We start from the raw sequence: 24,689 nt of genomic DNA on the forward strand, positions 1-24,689 counted from the left end.
ACGGACAGTGCGGATGCACCCCCTACCCGCCTGCCCCCAGGTGCGTGGAAAAAATGTGGGCGGGGTGATGAGAATCCTACTCCCCGACCCCGTCGCCCCACTCCGGGCCCTCTCCCCGGGGCACGTTCTCACTCCCCGTGAGGGGATGACTAACGTGGGAGGTCCATGAGCCAGGCTCCCCCGCACGACCTCGACACCTTCGTCCAGCTGCGCGCCTCGTTCTTCGAGTACTACCTGCGTGCCCAGCCCGAGGAGGCCACGACGCTCGGGCTGCACCACCTGGACGACCGGTTGAAGGACCTGTCACCCGCGGCGCTGGGGGACGAGTACGCCCTGCACCGCGACGTGCTCGCGCGCCTGGAGCGGATGCCCGGGGAGCACTTCCCCACCGAGGCCCGGCTCGACTGGCGGGCGATGCTCGACGTCACCCGCTTCCACGTCCATGCCTACGAGGAGCTGCGCGGCCACCGGCGCAACCTCGAGCTGTCGACCTACCCGCACACGATGTTGCAGTACCAGATCGGCCAGGCCGAGACGCCCGAGGACTGGGCGGCCATCGCCGGCCGGGCCGCGCGCATCCCCACCTTCCTCCAGCAGCAGGAGTGGCTGCTCGCCGAGGGCCTCGCCACCGGAGAGGTGCCGGACGCGTACACCGTGCGCGACTTCGCCGAGAACCAGCTCCCCGTCATCGTCCGCTACTTCGAGCACCTGCCCGAGGTGCCCGGAGCCCATGACGTGCTCCTGCCGGAGAACCAACGGCGCGCCCTCCAGCACGCGGCCCGGGAGGCCCGCGAGGCCTTCGCCGCCCACCACCGCTTCCTGCGCGAGCGCGTGCTCCCCCACGCCAGCCCCAGCGTCGTGCTCGGCGCGGACGAGTACGCGTGGCGGCTGCGCCACATGTTCGGCCTCACCGCCTCGCCCGAGGAGCTGGTGCGCCAGGCCCAGGACGTCCTGGTCCAGGCCCAGCACGCGCTCCACCGGCTCTCCGGCGCGGTCGCCCGGGAGGTGCCCGGCGCCCCCTCGTCCCTCTCCGGGCTCGGCGAGGCGCGTGAGTTGCTCGCCCAGCTCGAGGCCCACCATCCCGCCCGGGACGAGGACGTCATCCCCCTCTACCGGGAGCTCATCGCGCACGCCGAGCAGTTCGTCCACGAGCAGGGGATGTTCCACGTGCCCGAGGGTCTGCGGCTGGGCATCAAGCCCCTTCCCCCGGGCATGGTGGACGTGCGGGGCACCAACTGGCCCGCGCCCCTGTTGGATCCGCGCAAGGTGGGCTGGTTCGTGCTCGCCCCCATGGCGCCCGCGCACCCCACCGTCTGGGCGGCGCTGCTCGCGGTGCACGAGGGCATCCCCGGCCACTTCCTGCAGAGCGTCGTCTGGCAGCGCGCCTTCTCCCGGCACCCCGCCCCGGTGCGCTTCCTCCTGGTGACGGACCACGTGGCCATGGCCCGGGGCCACTTCGGCCCCATGCTCAACATCGAGGGCTACGCCACCTACGCCGAGGAGCGCATGCGGCGCGCGGGCTTCTACACCACCGCCGAGGAGCTCACGGCGCTCGTGGCCCGCGCGCTGCGCGCCGTGCGCGTGGTGGTGGACATCGGCCTGCACACCGAGCGCATGGATGACGAGGCCGCGGTGCGCTACCTCGTGCACCACGCCGGCATGCCCGAGTCCCATGCGCGACGGGAGATCCTCCGCTTCAAGCGCATCCCCATGCAGTCCATCACCTACCTGCTCGGCGCGCTCGAGTTCGAACGGCTGGAGGCGGATTGCCGGCGCCAGCGCGGCGAGCACTTCGATGAGGCCGGCTTCCACGACGAACTCTTCTCGTTCGGCCCGGTGCCCCCCGCCCAGCTGCGCTCCTTCATGTTGGCCCCGGAGTGACGCCCGGCAACCACCCCACGTAGCGCGTGTCGCCGGTGCGCCGGCCCCGGACGAGATAGAGCCCCCGCTTGAAGAGGGCGTAGGTGTGGAAGAAGGCCGCCAGGCCCCAGCGGTCCACCGGGCGCAGGGGCCGCGTGCTGCAGATGACCTTGGGATCGGCGCACCCCGCGTCGAGAAATCCAATCACCCCCACCACCGGCACCCGCAGGCGCGCTCCCCGGCGCAGCCGCGGACCCAGGACCACCACGTCCAGTGGATCCCCATCCCCCGAGTCCAGCCCGGGAACACAGCCGTAGTTGTAGGGACAGGGCAGCGGGGAGATGAAATCCACGCTCCCATCCGCGCGCCGCTTCACCACCGAACCCCGGGGGGATTCGATCAGGACTTCGGGCTCGCTCGGCAGCCCGGGAGGCAAGGAGAACTCGGACACCCGAGCGGTGTAGCACGACGGCCAGGGGCCGGAGCTGTTCACCCGTCCACGTTCCCCCCGGCCACTCTGTGCTTCCGGGCACGTCCCCTCCGTCCGGAAGCGCCGCCCCCCTAGGCAGGTAGCCTCCCCCTGCCCACATCCCTCCTATCGGGAGAGCTGGAGGGGCGATGATCCGGGGATGGGCGGTAGTCGGGCTGGTGGGACTGATGGCGTGCGCGGACCCGGAGGCGGGTATCTCGCCCCAGAGTCAGAACAGGTGCGTGGACAAGACGGAGCACACCGTGTCCGGCGCGCTCACCTCCCTGGCCCGTGATGACCGCCAGGCCGTGCTCGTGCGCTACCGCCCCGGCTTGCGCCAGAGCGCCTCCGTGACGCGGCAGTTGGGTGTCTCCGTGACGGCCCACTACCAGCTCACCCCGGCCGTGGCCGCCCGCCTGACCCCCCAGGAAATCTCCCGGCTCGCCGAGGATCCCTCCGTGGAGCGCATCGAGCCGGACCTGGAGCTGCGCGCGCTCGGCGAGCCCATGAGCACCGGCTCCGTGGGGGAGTACACCGAGTCGCTGCGGCTCGTGCAGGGCCCACGGGTGTGGGACGTCAACGAGGACGGAGTGCTCGACCGGGGAGCCCCCACCGGCGCGGGCATCCGGGTGTGCATCATCGACAGCGGCATCGACCGGCGGCATCCCGAGCTGAGCCTGCCCTACGTGGACGGCCACGACTTCGTGGACAACGACGACGACCCGAGCGACGAGAGCGGGGGCGTGCGCGGGCTCGGCCACGGCACGCACGTGGCGGGCATCATCGCGGCCCAGCTCGCCTCGGGTGGCACCACCTGGCCGGGCATGAGCCGCGACGGCATGGTGGGCGTGGCCCCCGGCGTGGAGCTGCTCGTCGCCCGGGTGCTCAACGTGCACGAGCGCGCCTCCATCAGCAACGTGCTCTCCGCGCTCGAGTGGTGCCAGCGCAAGAAGGCGCACGTGGCCACGCTGTCGCTCGGAGCGCCCATGGACATGGGCGTCACCGCCCGGGACGCGTTCCAGGCCGCGCGCGACGCGGGAATGCTCATCATCGCCGCGTCGGGCAATGACGGTACCCCCAACCACGAGGCACCGCTCAACTACCCCTCCGCCTACCCGTCCGTCCTGGCCGTGGGGGCCGTGGACTCGCGCGCCGAGGTGGCGACCTTCTCCAACGGAGGCAAGGGCTTGAGCCTCGTGGCACCGGGCGTGGACGTGCTGTCCGCCATCAGCCTGCGGGGCAACACCATCTCGGAGCTCGACGCGGGCTCCCAGCGCCATGCCTCGCGTTCGCTCTTCTTCGCGCCCGCGGGCGAGTTCACCGGGGAACTCGTCGACTGCGGCAACGGCGAGGCCCAGGGGTGCCAGGGCGGCACGTGCGACGGCTTCGTGGCCTACGTGCGGCTGGAGCCGGGCGCCACGGTGTCCCGCGTCGCGCGCAACGTGATGGAGCAGGGCGCGCGCGCCATCGTCTTCGGCATGAGCGAGTCCGAGACCCAGTCCTGGCAGATGAGCCTGGAGGGGCCGGGGCAGACATGGGTGCCCTCGCTCTCCGTGGGGCGCGAGTCCCGGGCGGCCGTGCTCAAGAGCCTGGGCAAGCAGGTGCACGTGAACCTCACGGGCGTGGACTACGCCCGGTTCATGGGCACCTCCATGGCCGCGCCCCACGTGGCCGGCGTGGCGGCGCTCGTCTGGAGCGCCCGTCCGACGATGACGGCCAGCGAGGTGCGCGACCTGCTGGAGCGCAGCGCCCTGGACCTGGGAGCACCGGGCCATGACCCCCGCTACGGCCATGGACTCGTCCGGGCTCGGGCCGCCCTCGATGCGCTCGGTGGGATCCAGTCCCTGCCCTGAGCCCACCTCGGAGATGGGGCTGGGAACGGGGTAGACTTCCCCGCGCCCATGCCCACCGAGCTCACCCTGCCGCGCTACATGACGCGCTTCCGCTGCATCGCGGAGCGCTGCGAGGACACCTGCTGCGCGGGCTTGAAGATCCCCGTGAGCCCGTCCGACGCGCGGCGGATGCAACCCGCCCTGGCCGCTCATCCAGCCCAGGCGGAGCACCTGCGCCGGAGCGCCGGCCCGGAGTCGGACGAGGGCACCGGGCAGACGCCCTTCCTGCCGATGCACCCGGATGGCACCTGCGCCTTCCTCGATCCCCAGCGGATGTGCGCGCTCCAGCGCGACCATGGCGAGGGCGCGCTGCCGGATGTCTGCGCCACCTTTCCGCGCGTCGTCACCGCGAGGGAGGGCCACTGGGAACTCTCCGGCTCCCTGGCCTGCCCCGAGGTGGTGCGCTTGAGCCTGCTCGCACAGGACGCGATGCGGCCCGAGTCCCAGCCCTTCCCCTCGCCCCTCATCCCCCGCCCCGAGGCGGTCAGTCACCTGAGCCGGGATCCGGCGGAGGGTTACACCTTCCACGCCGAACCCGTCCGCGCGGCGCTGCTACGGCTGCTGGACCGGGAGGAGCACCCGCTCGCCACCCGGCTCGTCCTGCTCGGGCAGCTCGCCTACGCGGTGGATGACTTCTACTTCCGGGGAACGGACGCCTTTCGGGAGGAGACGCGCGCCGGGGCCGAGGCCCGCTTGAGCGAGGCCCTCCAGCGCTTCGACGCCTGGGAGGCGCACGAGGCGGTGCACCAGGAGTTCAGCGGACTGGCCCTGCCCGGTGGCCCCTGCGTGGGTCTGTTCACCTCGGTGGTGAAGGCACGCATGGCGGCCCGGGGAGGTCGCGTCCGGGAGTGGGGGCGGAGCGTCCTGGAGTCGCTCGGACTGGAGGAAGGGGGGCCGGGAGACCTGGACGCGGCCTGGAGCCTCTACACGCGGCGGTGGCAGGCCCTGAACGCGGCGCAAGGCCCACGGCTCACCCAATACTTCCACCACTACGTCGCCCACTTCCTGTGGCGCACGTCGTTCACCGAGTTCCCGAGCCTGCTCGCATACGTGTTCCGCGTGGCCCTGCGGGTGGGACTCGTCCGCTTGATGCTCATGGGGCACCCCAAGGTCGTGGCGCTCCTCGAGGAGCCCTCGTCCCCCGAGGCACTGGAGTCATTGGAGCGGGCGGTGGTGGAGACCGTGCAGACCGTGGCCAAGCACGTGGAGCAGTCCCCGGAATTCCTCTCACTCACCGAGGGGCTCGTGGGGACGGGACGTGGCGCGGAGACCCTGGGCAAGGTGCTCGTCTTCGCCTCGTTCTGAGCCACGATGCCGCGGATTGGACCCCGGATTGCCGCGCTCCTCTCGCCGACCGCATAATCCAGCACTCCTCGTTCCACCAACTGGAGGTTCCCATGCGACGACTTCTGTGTGTTGTGGCGCTGTGCACTCTCGGCCTGACGGCTTGCGGTACGAACGACGCCGCGCAGGAATCGGAAGTACTCGGGAGCACCCAACAGGGACTCGCCTGTGAGTACGACACCGGCGCCTGCCCCAGCACCACGACCTGTGCCTGGTTGCCGAACAGCCCGGGCGAGGGCCTCTGCCGCCCCCGCTGCGTCAACGGCGCGTGTCCGTCTTCCAGCCAGATCTGCTGCACGCAGCCCAACGGCGCGCCGTACTGCAACAGCTTCTGTTACTGACGCCCACGCATCCCTCCCCTCCGAGCGCCACGCCAAGAATCCAAGGCGGTGTGGCCCCACGCGTGGGCTACACCACGGAGTGCCGTCTGGCGCACGAGACGTGCTCCTCTCCGCTTCGCGCGGGCGGTGGGTTCGTAGAGCCGGCAAGGGATAGATTGCCGCTCACCATGACTCTTCTTCTCGCCAGCCGTCTCACCGCGTTGTTTCTGTGGGGGGCATCCCCGAATCCGTCGAAGGAGGACGCCTCCGCCCCGACCGGCCCCAGGGCGCGTACGCTGGGCATCACCTTTGGCGGCCAGACGGGGCCGCTGGATGCGATCACCGACGTGCCCGGAGTGGAGGTGGGGCAGGTGACGCTCATTTCCGGCGAGGGCAAGCGAGTGGTGGGCGAGGGTCCCGTGCGCACGGGCGTGACCGCGGTGCTGCCCCGGGGCCGTGCCCGCGTCACCGAGTCCGTGTTCGCCGCCATCCATGCCCTCAATGGCAGTGGAGAGATGACGGGCTCGCACTGGGTGGGTGAGTCTGGCCTGCTCACGGGACCCGTGATGCTGACCAACACGAACAGCGTGGGGGCGGTGCGCGACGCGGTCGTGGCGTGGGGCGTCCAGCATGGCGCGGCGTGGGAGTTGGGGCTGCCCGTGGTCGCGGAGACCTATGACGGCCTGCTCAATGACGTGGATGGTTTCCACGTGAAGGCGGAGCACGCGTGGCGCGCCATCGACGGGGCGAGCAGCGGCCCGGTGGCCGAGGGGAATGTCGGGGGGGGCACGGGGATGACGTGCCATGGCTTCAAATGCGGTATTGGAACGGCCTCTCGTCGGCTGCCGGAGGCCATGGGGGGTTATACCCTCGGTGTGTTGGTGCAGGCCAACTACGGCCGCCGTTCCTTGTTCACGGTCGAGGGGGTGCCGGTGGGCGAGGAGCTCAAGGACCTCCAGGCCTGCTACACGGGGGACACGCTCCCTGGCTCCCGGTTCGCGCAGGGCATGAAGCCCTGCGCGCAGCGCACGGAGATGTCGCCCCGGAACGCGTCCGAAGGCATGGGCTCCATCATCGTCCTGGTGGCCACGGACGCGCCGCTGCTGCCGCACCAGTTGGGACGCATCGCCCGTCGTGTGCCGCTCGCCATCGGGAAGATGGGGGGCCTGGGAGAAAACTCCTCGGGGGATATCTTCCTGGCGTTCTCCACCCAGCCGGTGACGCCGGCCTCCAGCGGCCAGGTGGCCCAGGTGGGCTCGCTAGACAACGCGCGTTTGAATCCGCTCTTCGAGGCCACGGTGCAGGCCACCCAGGAAGCCATTCTCAATGCCCTGCTCGCCGCTCGCACCCAGACGGGAGCCGATGGCGTCCGGGTGTTCGCCCTGCCACACGACCGGCTCCTTCAGGCGATGCGCAAGTATGGACGGCGCGCGCGCTGACAAGTCCGCGCCTGGGACCCTCCGATCACGGCTCCCCGAGCGCGTCGTGGAGGAGGCGCGCATTCGCCGCACAGGCAGCCTTCACGGCCTCTTCATCCGCGGGAAGGACCACGTCCAGGATCTCCAACCGGTAGTCGCGGCCCGGCATGGACAGATCCGTGATCAGCTCATGCGGGAGCTGCAGGAAATGGAGGGAGGTGGGACATGCATGGAGCTCGATCCACGTGTCCCAGATATCCCTGGGGAACGGGGTTCGTTGGTGGTCGTGTTGACGGAAGTATGTCTCGAGTCTGGCCTGCTTGACGAGGTAGTCGTCGAAGAACTCCGCCTGGGTGAGGACACGGCCTTGACCATAGCGAGACCAGGACCGCTCGAAGTTCGCCATGATTTGCGCTTTGTCATAGTCGCGCACGAATTCGCAATACGGGCGGAGGATCTTCAATTCGTCGGGAAGGGCGTCGAGGTGGGCGAGCGAGGCCCGTCCCCCGCTGAGCTTCGCCAGCTCGTCGTTGACCTCCGCGTGGAGTTGCTTCCACACGATGATCTCCCCCGTGTCCTCCGCGAAGAGACCGTGGGTGGTGTTGGAGAGCCACGCGCGCAGGCTGTAGGCCCCCCCATAGCTCTGGTAGATGCGATAGCCCTGGAGGCGAGGAAGTTGCTCGATGGTGAAGGCATGATCTTCCGTGCCCGTGTGGCGCAGGTGATGGATGACCGTCGCCTCGCTCTCCGCGCACCCTTGGAAGAATCCGTGTAACTCGTCCCCCCGAACGACCCGGTATCCAGCCTTGGAGCCGTCAACGCCATCGTCGTGCTTGTATTCGGTGTGTTGCGTCTCCAACCCCTCGAACACCTCGGTGACCCAGGCCTGGGTCATCCTGCACGAGAAGGCCTTGCCATCCTCCTTGGAGCCGCGCATGGCCTGGGCGAACTGCTCGGGTCCCCGTGCATCCCTCGCGGCTCGTGCCTTGTTCGCTCTCCGGGAGGAGAGCCTCCGATCTTGAGCGGAGAGTTCCCAGATGTGTTCAAAACCAGTGGGCACTTTGGATTACTCCGAAAGCATGTCTGAGATGAGTCGACCGATGTGGGAGGCATGTTCGAGGATGAACAGGTGGTTGCCCGCGAAACGCCGGGCCGAGAACGCACCCCGGGTGACGTCCTTCCATGCGAGCATATCCGCGTCCGAGATGCCTTCCTCGGCACCCGCCAGGATTGTCAAGGGCGCGCTCAGGGCCCGGCCCGGCTGGTAGTGGTAGTGATTGACCGCCCCGACATCGGCCCGGAGCATCGCCAGAAGCCGAGAGCCTTCGTCCTGATTGGAGACCTTCCGCGGGCCCGCGTGGGACAGCAGCTCCGCGTCCGAAGGCAGGCCGGCGCGCGGGGGGAGCCGCCACGGCGCGCCCATACCGCTGCAGAAGATGTGATGGGGCTCGCCCAGCCCGGTGGTGCCCGCACCGCGCGCCACCTCATAGGCCAACAGCGCTCCCATGCTGTGACCAAAGAGGGCATAGGGACCGCTGCCATCGGCGCGGATGCGCTCAAGCACGAACGCCGCCATGTCGCCAATGCTCTCGAGGGGCGGCTCCGTGGCGCGGGCGCCCCGGCCGGGGATCTCCACCGGGACCACCTCGATGTTTCGCGGCAGGCCCCACTCGAGTGGCGCATAGGAACTCGCGCTCGCACCCGCGAAGGGTAGCAGGTAGAGGCGGATGCGCTCGGGGGCGAGCGCCTCGGACGACAGGTGCCGTGCAAGCGCCAGGGCCTCGCGCAGCGTGCCCTCGCACAGCGCGTGCATGGCGGCCTCGGCGAACGCGCCCGCGCAGTAGGCCAGCCGCATGCGCAGCCGTCCGTTGCGCACGAGCAGGTCCAGTTCCAGCGGGCGCAGCCGCGCACGACGCGCGCCAGTGCTCTCGTCCACCTCGGAAAAGACCCCCAGGGACTCGCCGCGCGGACTCTCGCCCAGGTAGTTGAAGCCGATGGACGGCTCGGCCTCGAGCCGGAGCCCTCCCCGCGTTTGGGGAGACAGGAAGCGCAGCAGGCCGTAGGACGGACCGCGCCGGGAGGCACCTCGAAGGGTGCGCAACACCGAGCGCATCTGCTCCCGAGCGTGGGTCTCGGGCGGCAGGCCGATGACCACGGGATAGAGCGAGGTGAAACAGCCCACGGTCCGGCTCACATCCAGCTCGCTCACGGGGGCATCACGGCCATGACCCTCCATGGCGAGCGCGAGCTGGGAAGTGCCCGTCCAGGCATGGAAGGCGCGCGCGAGCCCGGTGACGAGCAGGCCCTCCATGCCGAGCGCACCGAGCTGTCCCGCCACGAGCTGAAGCTGAGCGGTCTCCTCCTCGCTCAGGGCAGCCTCATGGACGGCCTCTCGCGAGGGCTCGCCGGTGCGTCGCAGGGGCAGCGGCTCCAGGCCGCGCACCTGCGCGTCCACGGCAGTCCAATAAGGTTCCTCGGCGGCGACTTCGGCGCTCGCGGCGTAGCGGCGCAGGGCGAGGGACCAGGACTGAAAGGACGCCGTCCTCGCCGGCAACACCGGCTCCTGCCCCTTCAGGTACTCCCTGTACGCACTCGCCAGGTCCTCCACCAATACGCCCCACGACACCGCGTCCACCGCCACGTGGTGCACCACCCACACCACCCTCTGCCCCTCCGGCGTCCCATACAGCCCCAGCCTCGCCACCGGCCCCTTCTCCAGGTCCAGGCTCCTCTGCAGCCGCTCCGCCTCCTCCTCCAACTCCTCCCTCCACTCCTCCCCCTTCACCTCCCCCTTCACCATCCCCTCTCCCAACTGCCTCGCCTCCTCCCTCCCCGCGTACTCCTGCTTCAGCTCCCCTCCCTCCTGCTTCCACCTCAGCCTCAACGCCTCGTGCTCCTCTCCCACCTTCTCCAGCGCCTTCCTCAGCGCCTCCTCCTCCACCCTCCCCTCCACCTTCATCATCACCGCGTTGTTGAAGTGGTTGCGCTCCTCCCCCTTCACCTTCCCCGCCCACCACCTCTGCACCCCCGTCAGCTCCACCTCTCCCCTCGCCTCCTGCCTCTGCTCCCCCCTCCCTCCTGCTTCAACTGCCTCGCCATCTCCTCCAGCCTCGGGTGCATGAACACCTGCCTCACCTCCAGCCTCCACCCCTCCTGCCTCAGCCTCGCCGCCATCCGGATGGCCTTGATGGAGTCTCCCCCCAACTCGAAGTAGCTCTCGCTCCACCCCACCTGCTGCCTTCCCAGCACCTCCCTCCACACCCTCGCCAGCACCTCCTCCTGCTTCGTCGCCGGCCCCCTCTGCTCTCCCCGCTCCTCCTCCTCCCGCTCCTCCTCCTGCTCCCCCAGCTCCAGCAGCGCCTTCTTGTCCACCTTCCCGTTGCTCGTCAGCGGCAGTTGCTCCACCACCCTCAGCCTCGCGGGCACCATCGCCGCCGGCAGCGCCTGCCCCAGCCAGCCCCTCACCTCCTCCGCCTTCACCCCCGCTCCCACCACGAAGCCTTCCAACTCCACCCCCCGCCCTCCCGCCCTCGCCACCACCACCGCCTCCTCCACTCCGGCGTGCTCCAGCAGCTTGCGCCTCACCTCTTCCAGCTCCACCCGCTGGCCCCTCACCTTCACCTGCTCGTCCCCTCTCCCCACGTACTCCAGCGTCCCGTCCTCCCTCCACCTCCCCTTGTCCCCCGTCCGGTACACACGCCCGTACTCCGCGTGCTCCACGAACCTCTCCCCCGTCAGCTCCTCCCTCCCCACGTAGCCCCTCGCCACCCCCACCCCGCTCACGCACACCTCTCCCACCACCCCCGCCGGCAGCGCGTTGAGCGCTCCGTCCACCACCACCACCCCCACGTTCCTCAGCGGCCTCCCCACCGCGATGGGCCCCCTCTCCCCCTCCTTCACCTCGTGCATCGTCACGCACACCGAGCACTCCGCCGGCCCGTACGCGTTGACGTAGCGCTTGCGCGCCGCGTAGTGCCTCGCGTCCTGCTCGTTGGGTGCTTCTCCCGCCGTCACCAGTGTCTTCACGCTCGGCAATTCGTGCCTCTCCAGCGTGTTCAGGTACACCGGCGGCAACGTGGCCACGGACACCTGATGCTGCTCGAGGTAGGCGGTGAAGGCCGAGGTGTCCTCGATCACCTCCCGCCCCGCCACCACCAGCGCCGCTCCAGACAGCAACGCCGTCCACACCTCCGACATCGACGCATCGAACGCCAACGAGGCGAACTGCAACACCCGGCTCGCCGGCTCGATGTGGAAGCCCGAGATCTGCTCGAGCGCGGTGTTGATCAACCCCCGGTGATGGCACTCCACGCCCTTGGGGAGGCCAGTCGAGCCCGAGGTGTAGATGATGTACGCCGCGTCTCCCGCGCGGCGAGTGCGCTCGGGGCCCGCGGCTCGCGCGTCCGGACCCAGCTCGCGCAGGTCCACTCGCGCGACGCCCTCCAGCGGCCCCAGCCGGGTCATGCCGCTCGCATCGGTGAGGAGGGCCGCGCACCGGCTGTCGGTGAGCATGTGACGCAGGCGCGCCTCGGGCAACTCCGGCTCGAGCGGCAGGTACACGCAGCCCGCCTTCAGGAGGCCGAGCTGCGCGGCGGTGGAGTCGAGGCCCCGGGGCACCATCACCCCCACGACGCGGCCCTCCTCCAGGCCCAGCGTGCCGCGCAGATGCCAGGCGATGGCCGTGGCGAGCCGGTCCAGCTGCGCGTAGGTGAGCCGCTGCTGGCCGTGGATGACCGCGACGTTGTCCGGCGTGGCGCGCACCTGGCGCTCGAACAGCTCGGGCAGCGTGGACTCGAGCCGCTCATCCCGGGGAGCGCTCGAGAGGGGAGCGAGGAGCAGGGCGCGCTCGGGGGGCGTGAGCAGTTCCAGCCCGCTCAGGGCGCGCAGGGGCTCGCGCACGGCATGCCGCAGCAGCGTGCGCAGGTGCCCCGCCATGCGGGCGATCCGCGCCTCGGAGAACAGGTCCGGGCGGTACTCGATGCGGATCTCCACCGTCCCCGCGAGGGGGGTGACGTTGAGGGTGAGATCGAACTTGCCCGCGCCGGACTCCCCGCCGAAGGGCAGCAGCCGGGCGCCCTCCAGTTCGGGCGCGGGTCGCTCTCCGTCCTGCACCACCAGCATCACGTCGAAGAGGGGCGAGCGGCTGGGGTCGCGCGTGAGTCGCAGCTCCTCCACCAGCGTGTCGAAGGGGTAGTCCTGGTGCTCGAAGGCGTCGAGCGTGCCCTGACGGACGCGGCGCAGCAGTTGGACGAAGGACTCCCCGGGCTCCAACGTCTCACGCAGGGCGAGCACGTTGAGATAGGGGCCCACCTGCCGCTGCAACGCGGGGTGGGCCCGTCCGGCCACCACCGTCCCCAGCACGATGTCCTGCTGACCGGTGTAGCGGAACACCAGGGTGCGCAGCGCGGCCAGCAGCGCCATGAAGAGCGTCACGCCCTGCTGGCGGCAGAGCGCGTACAGCCCCTCGGTCAGCGCCCGATCCAGCTCCATGCGGTGCGTCTCGCCCCGGAACGAGGCCACCGCGGGCCGCGGCCCATCCGTGGGCAGCTCCAGCACGGGGACCTCTCCGCCCAGTCGCTCGAGCCAATACTGGCGATGCGGCCGCACGTCCGGCCCGCGCAGCTCTTCCTCCCGCCAGGCAGCGAAGTCCTTGTATTGCACCTCGAGCGCCTCGAGCGTCGGCGTTTCCCCGCGGCGCAGGGCGCGGTAGCACGCGGCGACCTCCTCCAGCAGCACGCCATGGGACCAGCCATCCCCGATGAGGTGGTGCAGGCTGAGCACGAACACGTGGAGGGTGGGCTCCAGACGCAGCAGCACGGCGCGCAGCAGCCCCCCGCGCGTGAGATCGAAGGAGGTCGCCGCCTCGCGCTCCACCCGGGCGTGGGCGGCCGCCAGGCGCTCCTCGCGCGAGCCAGGCCCGGAGAGATCCACCTGCTCGAGATGGAAGGGCACCTCGGGCAGGACGACCTGACGGGGCTCGGCGCCCACGAGGAGGAAGGCGGTGCGCAGCACCTCGTGACGGGCGATGAGGTGCTGGAAGGCCGCCTCGAGCGCACGAGCGTCCACCTCGCCGCGGATCTCCACGGCCCCGGACATGACGTAGGCCGAGGCATCACCCTGCAGGTGCTCCAGCGCCCAGAGCCGGCGCTGCGCGGAGGAGAGCGGGTGGTGGGGCGCCGGGGGCACCCGGGGGATGGGGCGGGAAGCCCTCCGCTCCCCACGCTCGATGAGCCGGGCGAGGGCCGCCAGGGTCGGATGCTCGAAGATCTCCTTGAGCGTCACCTCCACGCCCAGGTCGCGGTGGATGCGCGACAGCAACTGGACGGCCTTGAGGCTCTGACCGCCCAGGGCGAAGAAGTCATCCTCGGCGCCGGGCTCGCTGCCGCGCAGCAGGTCGCGCCAGACGGCCGCCAGGGCCAGCTCCACGCGGGTGCGCGGCGGCGTGGAGGCCCGGGTCGCGGGTCGCGAGGCCGTGGGCTCCACGGGCAGGGCGAGCAGGCGCGCGCCCGAGCCATGCAGCAGGGGCAGGTAGTGGAAGCGGCGTGGCAGGCGCGTGTCCTCCGCGCGGGCGGCGATCCACGCCCGCTCCCCGTCCGACCACCCGGCACGCGCCCGGACCGCGGGAGCCACCGGCGCTGGGGCCACGGGGGATTCTGGCGGGGCCACGGAGCTGGCCTCTTCCTGGAGCACGGGCAGGGCCTCGTGCACGTTCAGCTCGCACCGGGCATGGGGGGGCGCGGGTGGCAGGGCCTCGAGGGGGAGCGAGTAGAGCTGTCCTCCCTCGCGCTCGGCCTCGAGCGCCCAGGGCAGGCGCGCGAGGAACTCGCGGAAGGGCTCGTTGCGGGCCGTGGGCACGAAGAAGGCCTGGAGCCGCTCCAGCCCCTGCTCGCGGCAGATGCCACCGAGCGCGGCGAGGATCGCGTCCTCGACGCCCCGGCCGAGCACCCGGCAGCTCAAGAGGAAGGTGTCGAGGAAGAGGGCGCGGCCCTCGGCGCGGGCGAACACCACGCCGACCAGTCCATAGTCCCCGAAGCGGTCGCTCACGGTGACGCAGAGGGTGCTCGTCCCCTCTTCCTCCAGCAGCCGTGCCACCTCGGCCTCACCACGGCGGCGGGTGCTCAGGTTGAACTGGTTGGTGCGCTGGGTGAGCTGGGCCACGCGCGCGAGCTGGTGGGAGCCCACGCGGGTGAGCGACACACGCAGCTCCAGACTGGAGAGGAATGTCTCGAGCGAGCCTGTCGAGCGGCGCTCCTGCTCGCGCTGGCTCTCCGCGAGGTACATCTCCGTACGACGCCGGTCCTCCTCGGTGGCGCGCCACACATCGCAGGCCCAGAGGTGGGCGAGCACGCCGGGCAGCGCCGCGGCGTCCGCGGGCACACGCACGGTGAACACCTCGGGGCAGGCGCCCAGCACCTCCTCGCACTCCACGCCCGAGTCATCGAGGAACAGGAAGCTGTCGAGTCCCAGGCCCAGCTCGCGCGACAGCTCGCGGAGGTTGTCCGACTTGGGCTGCCAGTTGATGCGCGTGGCCGCCACGTGCTGGCGCGTCAGGAGCATGCCGGGGTTCTTGTCGAAGACCTCCCAGACGTCGCGCTCCACGTTCTTGCTGCACAGCACCACGAGGAAGCCCTCGCGCACCCGCTCCACGAGGAAGGACTGAAGCGCGCGGTGCCCGGCGTCCACCTCCACGCCCAGCGCGCCATCCTCGCCACACACGCCGCGCCACAAGGTGTTGTCGCAATCCACCGCGATGACCTTGAAGGGCTCGTGGCGCAGGGCGCGCACGGCGCGGGCGATCTCCGTGCCCAGGGCCGCGAAGCACGCCTCGGTGAAGGGGATGTGACCGGCCTGGTCCTGGCGGGCATCCACCACCTCCTCCAGCGCGTAGTGCTCGGCGAGCCGCGTGAGGTCCAACGCGCGCAGCGTGGGCACGCGGGCCACGACCTCGGCGAGCCGCTGGCCGAGCGACTCCAGCAGCTGCCGCTCCCGGGCGTTGCGCGCGTACTGGCCGGTGACGGGCAGCAAGGCCACCAGGGTGGAGCGCTCGGCGGGCTGGGACTCGAGGGCGGACACGAAGCGCTCGAAGGTCGTGGACAGGTGCGCCAGCCGCTCCTCGTCCGACAAGTCCACGGCATCGCGCACCCAGTCCTCGCAGCGCGCGAGGAGGACGTTGACGCCCGGGTTGCGCGCCATGGCGCTGGAGGGATCCAGCAGTTGCTGGAAGACCTGGTTGTAGGGCGCGAACTCCACCTGCACGGGCAGGGAGGCCTGGGCGCACCACCAGTCGAGGAAGGGCCGTACCGGCTCGGCGGTGAAGGTCGCGGCGAGCACCACGCGCAGGGCCTTGGCGGCGGGCCTGGCGGCCACGCGGGGGGCGAGCGCCTCCAGGACCGGGCCCACGGGCTCCTCCAGGCGCAGCGCGGCGTCCAGCACCGCTTCCAGCCGCCGCTGGATGGCGAGGATCTCCTCCCGGCTCACACGGGCGGGTTGGAACTGGAAGCCAAAGCCCCAGCGCGCGCCGAGGTGCACCTGGAGCGTGAGCGGGTAGTTGGTGCGCTCGAGGATCTCCACCTGCTCGAAGCGCAGGCCCGACTGGTGCTCCCGGGCGCGCAGGCTCGCCTCGTCCTCGCGCTGGTAGTTCTCGATGACGAGGATGTGATCGAGCAACCCACGCTTGAGGGGCGTCTGGGCCTGCACCTCGGCGAGGGGGCAGTAGTGGTAGGGCGAGCCCTCGGCCAGCTCGCGCTGAACCCGGCGCAGCAGTTCCTTCCAGCTCTCCTCCTCGCGCAGCCGCAGCCGGGTGGGCACGGCGTTGATGAACAGCCCGACGATGTCCTCCACGCCTTCGATCTCGGCGGGACGGCCGGACACGGTGGTGGCGAAGACCGCGTCGCGCACGCCCCGGGACGCGCACAGCTGGGTGCCCCAGGCCACCTGCACCAGTGTCCCAGGCGTCACCCCGCAACGCGCCGCCAGCTCCACCAGCGCGGTCGTCTTCTCGCGCGACAGCTCGAAGCCGTGGCGCTCGATGGGCTCGGAGGCGGGGTCCGCGCCCGGTGCCTGGGCCACATGCACCGCCTGGGTGTAGCCCTCGAGGTAGCGCTCCCAGAAGGCGAGCGCGCCCGCGCGGTCCTGCTGCTCCAGCCACTTCACGTATCGGCGGAAGGGGGTCGCCAGCGCGGGCAGCGGCGAGGGCCGGCCCTGGACCAGGGCATGGTAGAGGGTGAGCAGCTCGCGCAGGAGGATGTCCTGGCACCACCCATCCATGAGGATGTGGTGGAAGCTGAGCACCATCAGGTGCACCGTGGGGGCCACCTTCAAGAGCCCCACGCGCAGCAGCACCTCGCGGCTCAGGTCGAACTTGTGGCCCAGGTCCTCGTGCCGGTAGGACTCGAGCGCCGCGCGCCGCGCCTCCTCGCCCCACCCGGACACGTCCCGGTAGATGAAGGGCAGCTTGCGCTCCTTGAGCACCACCTGGAGCGGCCGGGGGACGTTCTTCACCACGAAGACGGTGCGCAGCGCCTCGTGCCGGCGCAGCAGCTCGTTCCAGGCCCGCTCGAAGCAGTCCACATCGAGCGCCCCCTCGACCCGGATCAACGCCTGCTCGAAATAGGCGTCTCCCTGCTCGTAGAGCGCGTGGAACAGGAGGCCCTCCTGCATGGGCGAGAGGGCGACGAGGTTCTGGATATTGCTTCGTTCAATCATCGGAGCGAGGGGTCTGGAAGGGGAGGGACCCGAGTCAGGAATCGGTGATGGCGTTCATGACCGCGTCCAGCTCGGAGATGCTCATGCCCGCATAGTCGATGTCACTCGGGGTGAGTTCGGAAGCCTTCTGGGCCATGCAGTGCGCGGCGACGAGTTCGAGCTCCTGCCGGAGCGAGTCCATGAGGGGCCGTATCCGCTCCGGGCGGAAGGCGTGGACATCGAAGGACAGGTCCACGCGAAGCGAGCCCTCCTCCACGGAGGCGAGGACATCGAGGGCGAAGAGCCTCGGGGACTCAGGGTGCTGGAGCGTGCCGACGGGCTCGGGAGCGGGGCCGAAGGGGGCGGGCCAGGCGCCCGCCTCGGACGACTGGCCGAGGTAGTTGAAGCTGATGGAGGGCTCGACGACGGGGGAGGCCCCCGGGGCATGGCGGAGCAGGCCGTAACCCACGCCCTGCGAGGGCACCGAGCGCAGCGACTCCTTCACCTGCTTGATGTGGTGGCCCACGTCGTCGCGCGGTGCCAGCTCGAGCACCAGCGGGTACAGACAGGTGAACCAGCCCACGGTGCGGCTCACATCCAGCTCATTCATGAGCTCGGGGACGCGGCCGTGGCCTTCCATGGCGAGGGCGATGCGCGGACTGCCCAACCAGGAGCGCAGCGCGCGCGCGAGGGCCACGAGGACCAGCTCGCCCGCCTGGGTGTTGTAGGCGCGGTGGGCCTCGCCGAGCAGTTGCTTCGTGCGAGCCGCCGGCAACAGGAGGGCCACGTTCGAGGAGTCGCGGTTGCGCGTCGGCGCCGCTGTCTTCTCACCCGGAGCGGGAATGGAGACCAGGGCGCGATCCACCTCGTCCCAATAGGAGCGCTCGGCCGGAGAAATGCGCTCGGCGTAGCGGCGCAGGGCGAGGGACCAGGACTGGAAGGACGCCGTCCTCGCCGGCAACACCGGCTCCTGCCCCTTCAGGTACTCCCTGTACGCACTCGCCAGGTCCTCCACCAATACGCCCCACGACACCGCGTCCACCGCCACGTGGTGCACCACCCACACCACCCTCTGCCCCTCCGGCGTCCCATACAGCCCCAGCCTCGCCACCGGCCCCTTCTCCAGGTCCAGGCTCCTCTGCAGCCGCTCCGCCTCCTCCTCCAACTCCTCCCTCCACTCCTCCCCCTTCACCTCCCCCTTCACCATCCCCTCTCCCAACTGCCTCGCCTCCTCCCTCCCCGCGTACTCCTGCTTCAGCTCCCCTCCCTCCTGCTTCCACCTCAGCCTCAACGCCTCGTGCTCCTCTCCCACCTTCTCCAGCGCCTTCCTCAGCGCCTCCTCCTCCACCCTCCCCTCCACCTTCATCATCACCGCGTTGTTGAAGTGGTTGCGCTCCTCCCCCTTCACCTTCCCCGCCCACCACCTCTGCACCCCCGTCAGCTCCACCTCTCCCCTCGCCTCCTGCCTCTGCTCCCCCCCTCCCTCCTGCTTCAACTGCCTCGCCATCTCCTCCAGCCTCGGGTGCATGAACACCTGCCTCACCTCCAGCCTCCACCCCTCCTGCCTCAGCCTCGCCGCCATCCGGATGGCCTTGATGGAGTCTCCCCCCAACTCGAAGTAGCTCTCGCTCCACCCCACCTGCTGCCTTCCCAGCACCTCCCTCCACACCCTCGCCAGCACCTCCTCCTGCTTCGTCGCCGGCCCCCTCTGCTCTCCCCGCTCCTCCTCCTCCCGCTCCTCCTCCTGCTCCCCCAGCTCCAGCAGCGCCTTCTTGTCCACCTTCCCGTTGCTCGTCAGCGGCAGTTGCTCCACCACCCTCAGCCTCGCGGGCACCATCGCCGCCGGCAGCGCCTGCCCCAGCCAGCCCCTCACCTCCTCCGCCTTCACCCCCGCTCCCACCACGAAGCCTTCCAACTCCACCCCCCGCCCTCCCGCCCTCGCCACCACCACCGCCTCCTCCACCCCGGCGTGCTCCAGCAGCTTGCGCCTCACCTCTTCCAGCTCCACCCGCTGGCCCCTCACCTTCACCTGCTCGTCCCCTCTCCCCACGTACTCCAGCGTCCCGTCCTCCCTCCACCTCCCCTTGTCCCCCGTTCGGTACACACGCCCGTACTCCGCGTGCTCCACGAACCTCTCCCCCGTCAGCTCCTCCCTCCCCACGTAGCCCCTCGCCACCCCCACCCCGCTCACGCACACCTCTCCCACCACCCCCGCCGGCAGCGCGTTGAGCGCTCCGTCCACCACCACCACCCCCACGTTCCTCAGCGGCCTCCCCACCGCGATGGGCCCCTTCTCCCCCTCCTTCACCTCGTGCATCGTCACGCACACCGAGCACTCCGCCGGCCCGTACGCGTTGACGTAGCGCTTGCGCGCCGCGTAGTGCCTCGCGTCCTGCTCGTTGGGTGCTTCTCCCGCCGTCACCAGCGTCTTCACGCTCGGCAGCTCGTGCCTCTCCAGCGTGTTCAAGTACACCGGCGGGAGGATGGCGAACGACACCTGATGCTGCTCGAGGTAGGCGGTGAAGGCCGCCGTGTCCTCGATCACCTCCCGCCCCGCCACCACCAGCGGCGCCCCACCCACCAGGGACATGCTCATCTCGAGCAGGGCCGCATCGAAAGCCAGTGACGCGAACTGGAGGACACGCCCCTCGGGCGTCACCTCACAGAGCCGATTGAACTCGCGCGCGGTGTTGAGAATGCCCCGGTGCTCCATCCGCACGCCCTTGGGCCGACCCGTCGAGCCCGAGGTGTAGATGAGCGCGGCCACGTCCTCGGGCCGGGCCAGGACTCCCGGCGAGCGGGCCTCGCCGTGCGTCACCCACGCGTCCAGCTCCACGACGGGCGTCGCCCCGCCCGCCAGGAGCCGGGCCCAGTGCGCGTCCGCCAGCACCACGCGGGCCTGGCTGTCCTCCAGCATGAAGCGCACGCGCTCCAGCGGGTACTGCGCGTCGATGGGCAGATAGACGCCACCCGCCTCGAGCACACCCACGAGCGCCATGGGGATACGCTCGGTACGGGCGCCCACCACGGCCACGACCTCTCCGCCCCGCAGAGCGCGCTCTTCAACCAGATGCCGGGCGATCCGCTGGGCGCCGAGCATCAGCTCGCGCAGGGAGAGCTGGCGCTCGCCACACACCACCGCCAGGGCGTCCGGTTCCCGGGCGAAGCGCTCACGCACCGCGTCCGTGAGCGTGCGCGGCCCGGGCACCTCCACGCGCTCGAGGCCGCCCCCGAACCGCTGACGCTCCTCGGCCGAGAGCAGTCTCAACCGGTCCAGCGCGACCGAGGGCTCGGCCACCACGCCGGAGACGAGCGCGCGCCAGTGCTCGGCCAACTGGCGCGCACGCCGCTCGCCGAACAGGTCCGCGTTGTAGTGCAACTCGCACACGAGTCCGCCCGCGTCCTCGGCGAACTCGAACGACAGGTCATACGTGCTGGTCCGCACCGGCAGCGGGTGGGCCGAGAGCGTCGCGCCGCGCATGGCCAGCACGGGCAGTTCGTTGTTCTGCAGCACCACCAACACGTCGAACAGGGGCGAGCGGCTCGCGTCATGGACGACGTCCAGTTCGCGCACGAGGCGGTCGAACGGGTACTCCGCGTGCTCGTAGGCCTCGCGGGCGGTCTGGCGCACGGAGCCCAGCAGCGTCGGGAAGTCCTCCGCGCCGCGCACGGTGTCGCGCAGCACCAGCAGGTTGATGTACACGCCGATGTGGTGCTCCACCTCGGGGTGTCCGCGGCCGGCGATGGCGGTGCCCACCACCAGGTCCTCCTGGCCGGTGTAGCGGTAGAGCAGTGCCTTGACGCTCGCCACCAGCGCCATGAACAGCGTGGCGTCCCGCTCGCGCGCCAGGGTCGTCAGGGCGCGGGTGAGGTCCTCGGGCAGCCGCAGCGAGACACTGCCGCCCCGGTACGTGCGCACGGAGGGCCGGGGGAACTCCACGGGCAGCTCGAGCGCGGCGGGTGGCTGCCCCAGGCGCTCATGCCAGTAGCGGCGGTCGGCCTCGCCCTCGGGGCCCTCCAGCCGTGCCAGCCGCCAGAGCTGGTAGTCCTTGTAGTGCACGCGCAGCGCCGGCAGCTCGGAGGCGGCGCCGGACAGCGCACGGTCGTAGAGGTGGGTCCACTCGCGCGCCAGCACCGCCACGGACCAACCATCCCCGATGATGTGGTGCATGGCGAAGACGAGCAGGGCGCGCGTGGGGGACAGTCGCAGCAGCCGCACGCGCATCAGGGGCGCGTGCGTGAGGTCGAACGGTCGGGCCGTCACGTCCTCCACGAGGGACCGCACCGCCGCGTCCTCCACGTGCGCGCCCGGCAGGTCCATCACCTCGAGGGGCAGCTTCACCCGGGGGTGGATACGCTGGCGCGGCTCGCCCGCCACGTCGTGGAACGAGGTACGCAGGGGCTCGTGCCGCTCGAGCAGCGCCGTGAGGGCCCGCTCCAGGGCACCCACGTCCAGGGCGCCCTCCACGACGAACGCCGCGCGGATGAGGTACGCCTCGCCCGGCCCATCCATGCGATCGAGCGCCCAGAGCCGGCGCTGCGCATCCGAGAGCGCGTAGTCCTCCGCGGCGGGCGTGGGGGGAATCGCCGCGGGAGCGCCCGTGCCTCGCCGCTCCAGCAGCGCGGCCATACCGGCGATGGTAGGCGCCTCGAACAGCTCGCGCAGCGTGAGGGACAGGCCCAGCTCCTGGGCGACACGGCCCACCACCAGCATGGCCTTGAGGCTGTGGCCACCCCGCTCGGCGAAGACGTCATTCACGCCGATGTCCTCCTGGACGAGCACCGAGCGCCAGATGGCGGCGATGCGCTCCTCCAGGGGCGTGCGCGGGGCCACCCTCCCCGAGGCGGGGCCCTGCTCCGAGGGAGCCGGCAGGAGCGCCCGATCCACCTTGCCATTGCGCGTGAGCGGCATGCGCTCCATCCGCACGAACCAGCCGGGGACCATGTGCTCGGGGAGCGTGCGCCGCAGCAGCTCGCGCAGCGCCGGGGCGGGCACCTCCTCGGTGGAGACCACGTAGGCCACCAGCTCGAGCTCGGGCCCACGCACCGGCCGCGCCATCACCAGCGCCTGCTTCACGGCGGGGTGGCGCAAGAGGCCCTGCTCGATCTCTCCGGGCTCGATGCGGTAGCCGCGCACCTTCACCTGGTCATCGATGCGGCCCAGGTAGTCCAGCTCGCCGTGAGCCAACTGCCGCACTTTGTCGCCCGTCCGGTAGGCATGCGCCGCCAGTTGGGGCAGGCCCCTGAACTTCTCGGCGCTGCGCTCGGGCGCGTGGAGGTAGCCACGTCCCACGCCCTCGCCGGCGATCCACAGCTCGCCCGCCACCAGCGGAGGCACCAGCTGCCCGGCCTCGTCGACGATCGCCACCTGGGTGCGGTCGATGGGCGTGCCGATGAGCACCCGGTCATCCTCCAGCTGCACCTCCTTCACCACGCACCCCACGGTGGTCTCGGTGGGGCCGTATTCATTGTACAGCTGGAGGTCCGGAGCGAGCCGGCGCAGCACGAGCAGGTGCTCGCGGGTGAGGGCCTCGCCGCCCGCGATGACCTTGCGCACTCCGGTGCCCGGCAGCCCGAGCGTGTCCACCAGGGAGATGTGCGAGGGCGTCATCTTCACCACGTCGATGCCGCTGCCCGGGGTGAACATGGCGCGCAACACCTCGAGCGTCTCCTGGCCCTCGTCGAACACGTGCAGCGTGCGGCCACGGGTGAGCGCGCAGAAGACGCTGGTGAGGGTCAGGTCGAAGGAGAGCGAGGTATACAGGCCGAAGTGGCCCTGGGCCAGGCCATCCTGGAAGTAATAGGTATTCGCCCAGTGGATGTAGTGGCTGAGGTTGTGCACCTCGAGCTGGCAGCCCTTGGGCTGGCCCGTCGAGCCCGAGGTGTACAGCACATAGGCCAGACGCGAGGACTGCTCCGCGTCTCCGGTCAGCGGCTCGGGGGATTCGTCCGCCCACGGCTGCGGGGTCTCATCGAGCGCCACGAAGCGGGGCGCCTGGCCAAAGGTGGCCCGCCGCGCCCCGGCGCCCACGGCCAGCCGCACGTCCGCGTCGCGCAGCATGTAGTCGATGCGCTCGGGCGGATAGGCCGGATCCACGGGCAGGAACGCGCCCCCCGCCTCGAGGATGGCGAGCATCGCCACCACGGTCTCCATCGAGCGATCCGCGGCCACCGCCACCACGGTCTCGGCCCCCACGCCCTGGGCACGCAGGAAGCGGGCGAGGCGGTGGGTCCGCTCGCCCACCTGGGCATAGGTCCAGCGGCGCGCGCCCTGCACGAGGGCCAGCGCCCGCGGAGTGTCGCGCACGCACTGGTTGAAGCGCTCCACCACGGTGGGCAGCCGCCCCGGTGTGCCCGGGGGGCCCGCGAGGGGCTGGAGCGCGGAGGGCTCGAGCAGGCCATGGGCGCGCAGGGGGCTCTCGGGGGCGCGCGCGACGCTCGCGAGGAAGTCGCCAACCATACGGGCCACCAGTCGGGCCGTGGCCTCGTCCACCGCGCGCGCGTCGTGCACCACCTCGCAGGTGATGCCGCGCGCATCCTCCACGCAGGACAGCTTCAGGACGAAGCCGTCCGAGGCTCCCAGGAGCCGCTCGACACGGCAGTCCGGCCCCCCTGCCCCCGTGCCCAGGCGTGCCTCCTGGAACTCGAAGGCCACGGGCAGCGCGGCCCGCGCCGTCTCCTCCCGCGCGTCCCAGGCGAAGTGCTCCACCCAGTCCCGCGCCTGGGTGAGCGACTCCTCGAGCGCCCGTGCCGCGTGCGCCAGGGACTGCTCCGCCTCGAGGGGGACGCTCAGGGGCAGCGTCTTGGCGACCAGACCCTGCACGCGCCGCAGCTCCTCGTAGGCCCGCGCGGGCTCCACGTACCCGAGCACCAGCTCCGGGGCCTCGAGCCACCGCGCGGCCACGGCGCTCCAGGCCGCTGCCAGCAGGGTGCTTGGAGACACCCGCCACGCGCGCGCGAGCGCCAGCAGGGAGCCGGGAAGCACGCGCTCCCCGGCGAAGCGCACCTCGACACTGGCGGGCAGGAAGGGACCTTCCCGGCGCAGGCGCTCGAAGGGCAACGTCAGCGGCTTGACCCGCTCGGTGGCGCGCGCCCAGTACTCCGCGGCGGCGGGCTCCGGCTCGGCGAGCAGCTGGTTCTGCCACTCCGCGTACTGCGCGTGCTCCAGGCCCGGCTCCTCCTCGAGCGCACGGCCCGCGTAGGCGGCGAGCAGCTCCTCGGCCAGACGGCACTGGGCCTGGGCGTCTCCGGACAGCGAGGGGCGCGCGAGCAGCACCAGGTGCTCGGTCGTGCTCGGCGACATCCGCGCGGCATACAGCAGGGGGCCCGCCACGAGATCGAAGGAATGCTCCAGGCCGCGCCGCGCGAGCTGCTCGACCAGGTCCTCGAGCGAACCGGGGCTGTCGGGCAGCACCTCCACCGTGGGCGCCTGCTCGAGCGCACGGCTCTGGAGGGGGAAGCGCAGGTCGCTGCGCTGCAGGAAGCGCGCGGACAGCGCGTCATGCCGGGCCCACACCTCACGCAGCGCGGTGTCCAGCCGCGAGGGATCCAGCGGGCCCGAGACCCTCAGCACCACCACCGCGTTGTAGATGGCCCCCTCACGCCGCAGCCACCAGAGCCGCCGCTGATTGGGTGAGAGGGGAAAACCACTGGAGTTGGAGGGGGCGTGCACGGGGGCCTCTTGAAGCACGAAGGGGGACGG

Annotated in this window: 10 protein-coding genes; 5 read left to right on the forward strand and 5 right to left on the reverse strand. The window is 71.0% G+C overall.

All coding sequences use genetic code 11. From position 1 onward, the window contains the following. Positions 1 to 165: 165 nt before the first annotated feature. Positions 166 to 1,881 (forward strand): DUF885 domain-containing protein, encoded by a 1,716-nt coding sequence (locus CYFUS_RS39855; RefSeq protein WP_095989956.1) that lies wholly within the window; start codon positions 166 to 168, stop codon positions 1,879 to 1,881. Here CYFUS_RS39855 and CYFUS_RS39860 read toward each other — a convergent pair. Then, the gene (locus CYFUS_RS39860) at positions 1,862 to 2,311 is read right to left on the reverse strand and encodes an inorganic diphosphatase (RefSeq protein ID WP_002626879.1); all 450 of its coding nucleotides are present in this window, start codon (positions 2,309 to 2,311) and stop codon (positions 1,862 to 1,864) included. The genes CYFUS_RS39855 and CYFUS_RS39860 overlap by 20 nt on opposite strands. Positions 2,312 to 2,478: 167 nt before the next feature. Between CYFUS_RS39860 and CYFUS_RS54150 the strand changes: the two genes are divergently transcribed. The 4 genes from CYFUS_RS54150 to CYFUS_RS39880 all read left to right on the forward strand — a co-directional run bounded on the left by CYFUS_RS54150 (position 2,479) and on the right by CYFUS_RS39880 (position 7,324). After that, positions 2,479 to 4,182: a S8 family serine peptidase gene (locus CYFUS_RS54150; protein WP_095989957.1), complete on the forward strand. Its 1,704-nt coding sequence runs from the start codon at positions 2,479 to 2,481 to the stop codon at positions 4,180 to 4,182. 48 nt (positions 4,183 to 4,230) lie between these two features. After that, positions 4,231 to 5,526, forward strand: coding sequence for a flagellin lysine-N-methylase (gene fliB, locus CYFUS_RS39870; protein ID WP_095989958.1), 1,296 nt, complete (start codon positions 4,231 to 4,233; stop codon positions 5,524 to 5,526). A 92-nt stretch (positions 5,527 to 5,618) separates the two neighbouring features. Next, entirely contained in the window at positions 5,619 to 5,906 is a 288-nt protein-coding gene (locus tag CYFUS_RS39875) for a hypothetical protein (RefSeq protein WP_095989959.1), read from the forward strand. 167 nt (positions 5,907 to 6,073) lie between these two features. Next, positions 6,074 to 7,324, forward strand: coding sequence for a P1 family peptidase (locus tag CYFUS_RS39880; protein WP_095989960.1), 1,251 nt, complete (start codon positions 6,074 to 6,076; stop codon positions 7,322 to 7,324). 25 nt (positions 7,325 to 7,349) lie between these two features. Here CYFUS_RS39880 and CYFUS_RS39885 read toward each other — a convergent pair whose 3' ends face one another. The 4 genes from CYFUS_RS39885 to CYFUS_RS39900 form a co-directional block, all read right to left on the reverse strand. After that, entirely contained in the window at positions 7,350 to 8,240 is an 891-nt protein-coding gene (locus tag CYFUS_RS39885) for a hypothetical protein (protein ID WP_095989961.1), read from the reverse strand. Positions 8,241 to 8,369: 129 nt separating this feature from the next. Further along, entirely contained in the window at positions 8,370 to 10,328 is a 1,959-nt protein-coding gene (locus CYFUS_RS39890; RefSeq protein WP_198316303.1) for an alpha/beta fold hydrolase, read from the reverse strand. Positions 10,329 to 10,333: 5 nt separating this feature from the next. Next, on the reverse strand, positions 10,334 to 17,008 hold the full coding sequence (locus CYFUS_RS39895; protein WP_095989963.1) for a non-ribosomal peptide synthetase: 6,675 nt from the start codon (positions 17,006 to 17,008) through the stop codon (positions 10,334 to 10,336). Between the two features lie 34 nt (positions 17,009 to 17,042). Continuing rightward, the gene (locus CYFUS_RS39900) at positions 17,043 to 24,659 is read right to left on the reverse strand and encodes a non-ribosomal peptide synthetase (protein ID WP_157758926.1); all 7,617 of its coding nucleotides are present in this window, start codon (positions 24,657 to 24,659) and stop codon (positions 17,043 to 17,045) included. Positions 24,660 to 24,689: the final 30 nt, after the last annotated feature.

The organism is Cystobacter fuscus (genome assembly GCF_002305875.1).
GTDB lineage: Bacteria > Myxococcota > Myxococcia > Myxococcales > Myxococcaceae > Cystobacter > Cystobacter fuscus_A.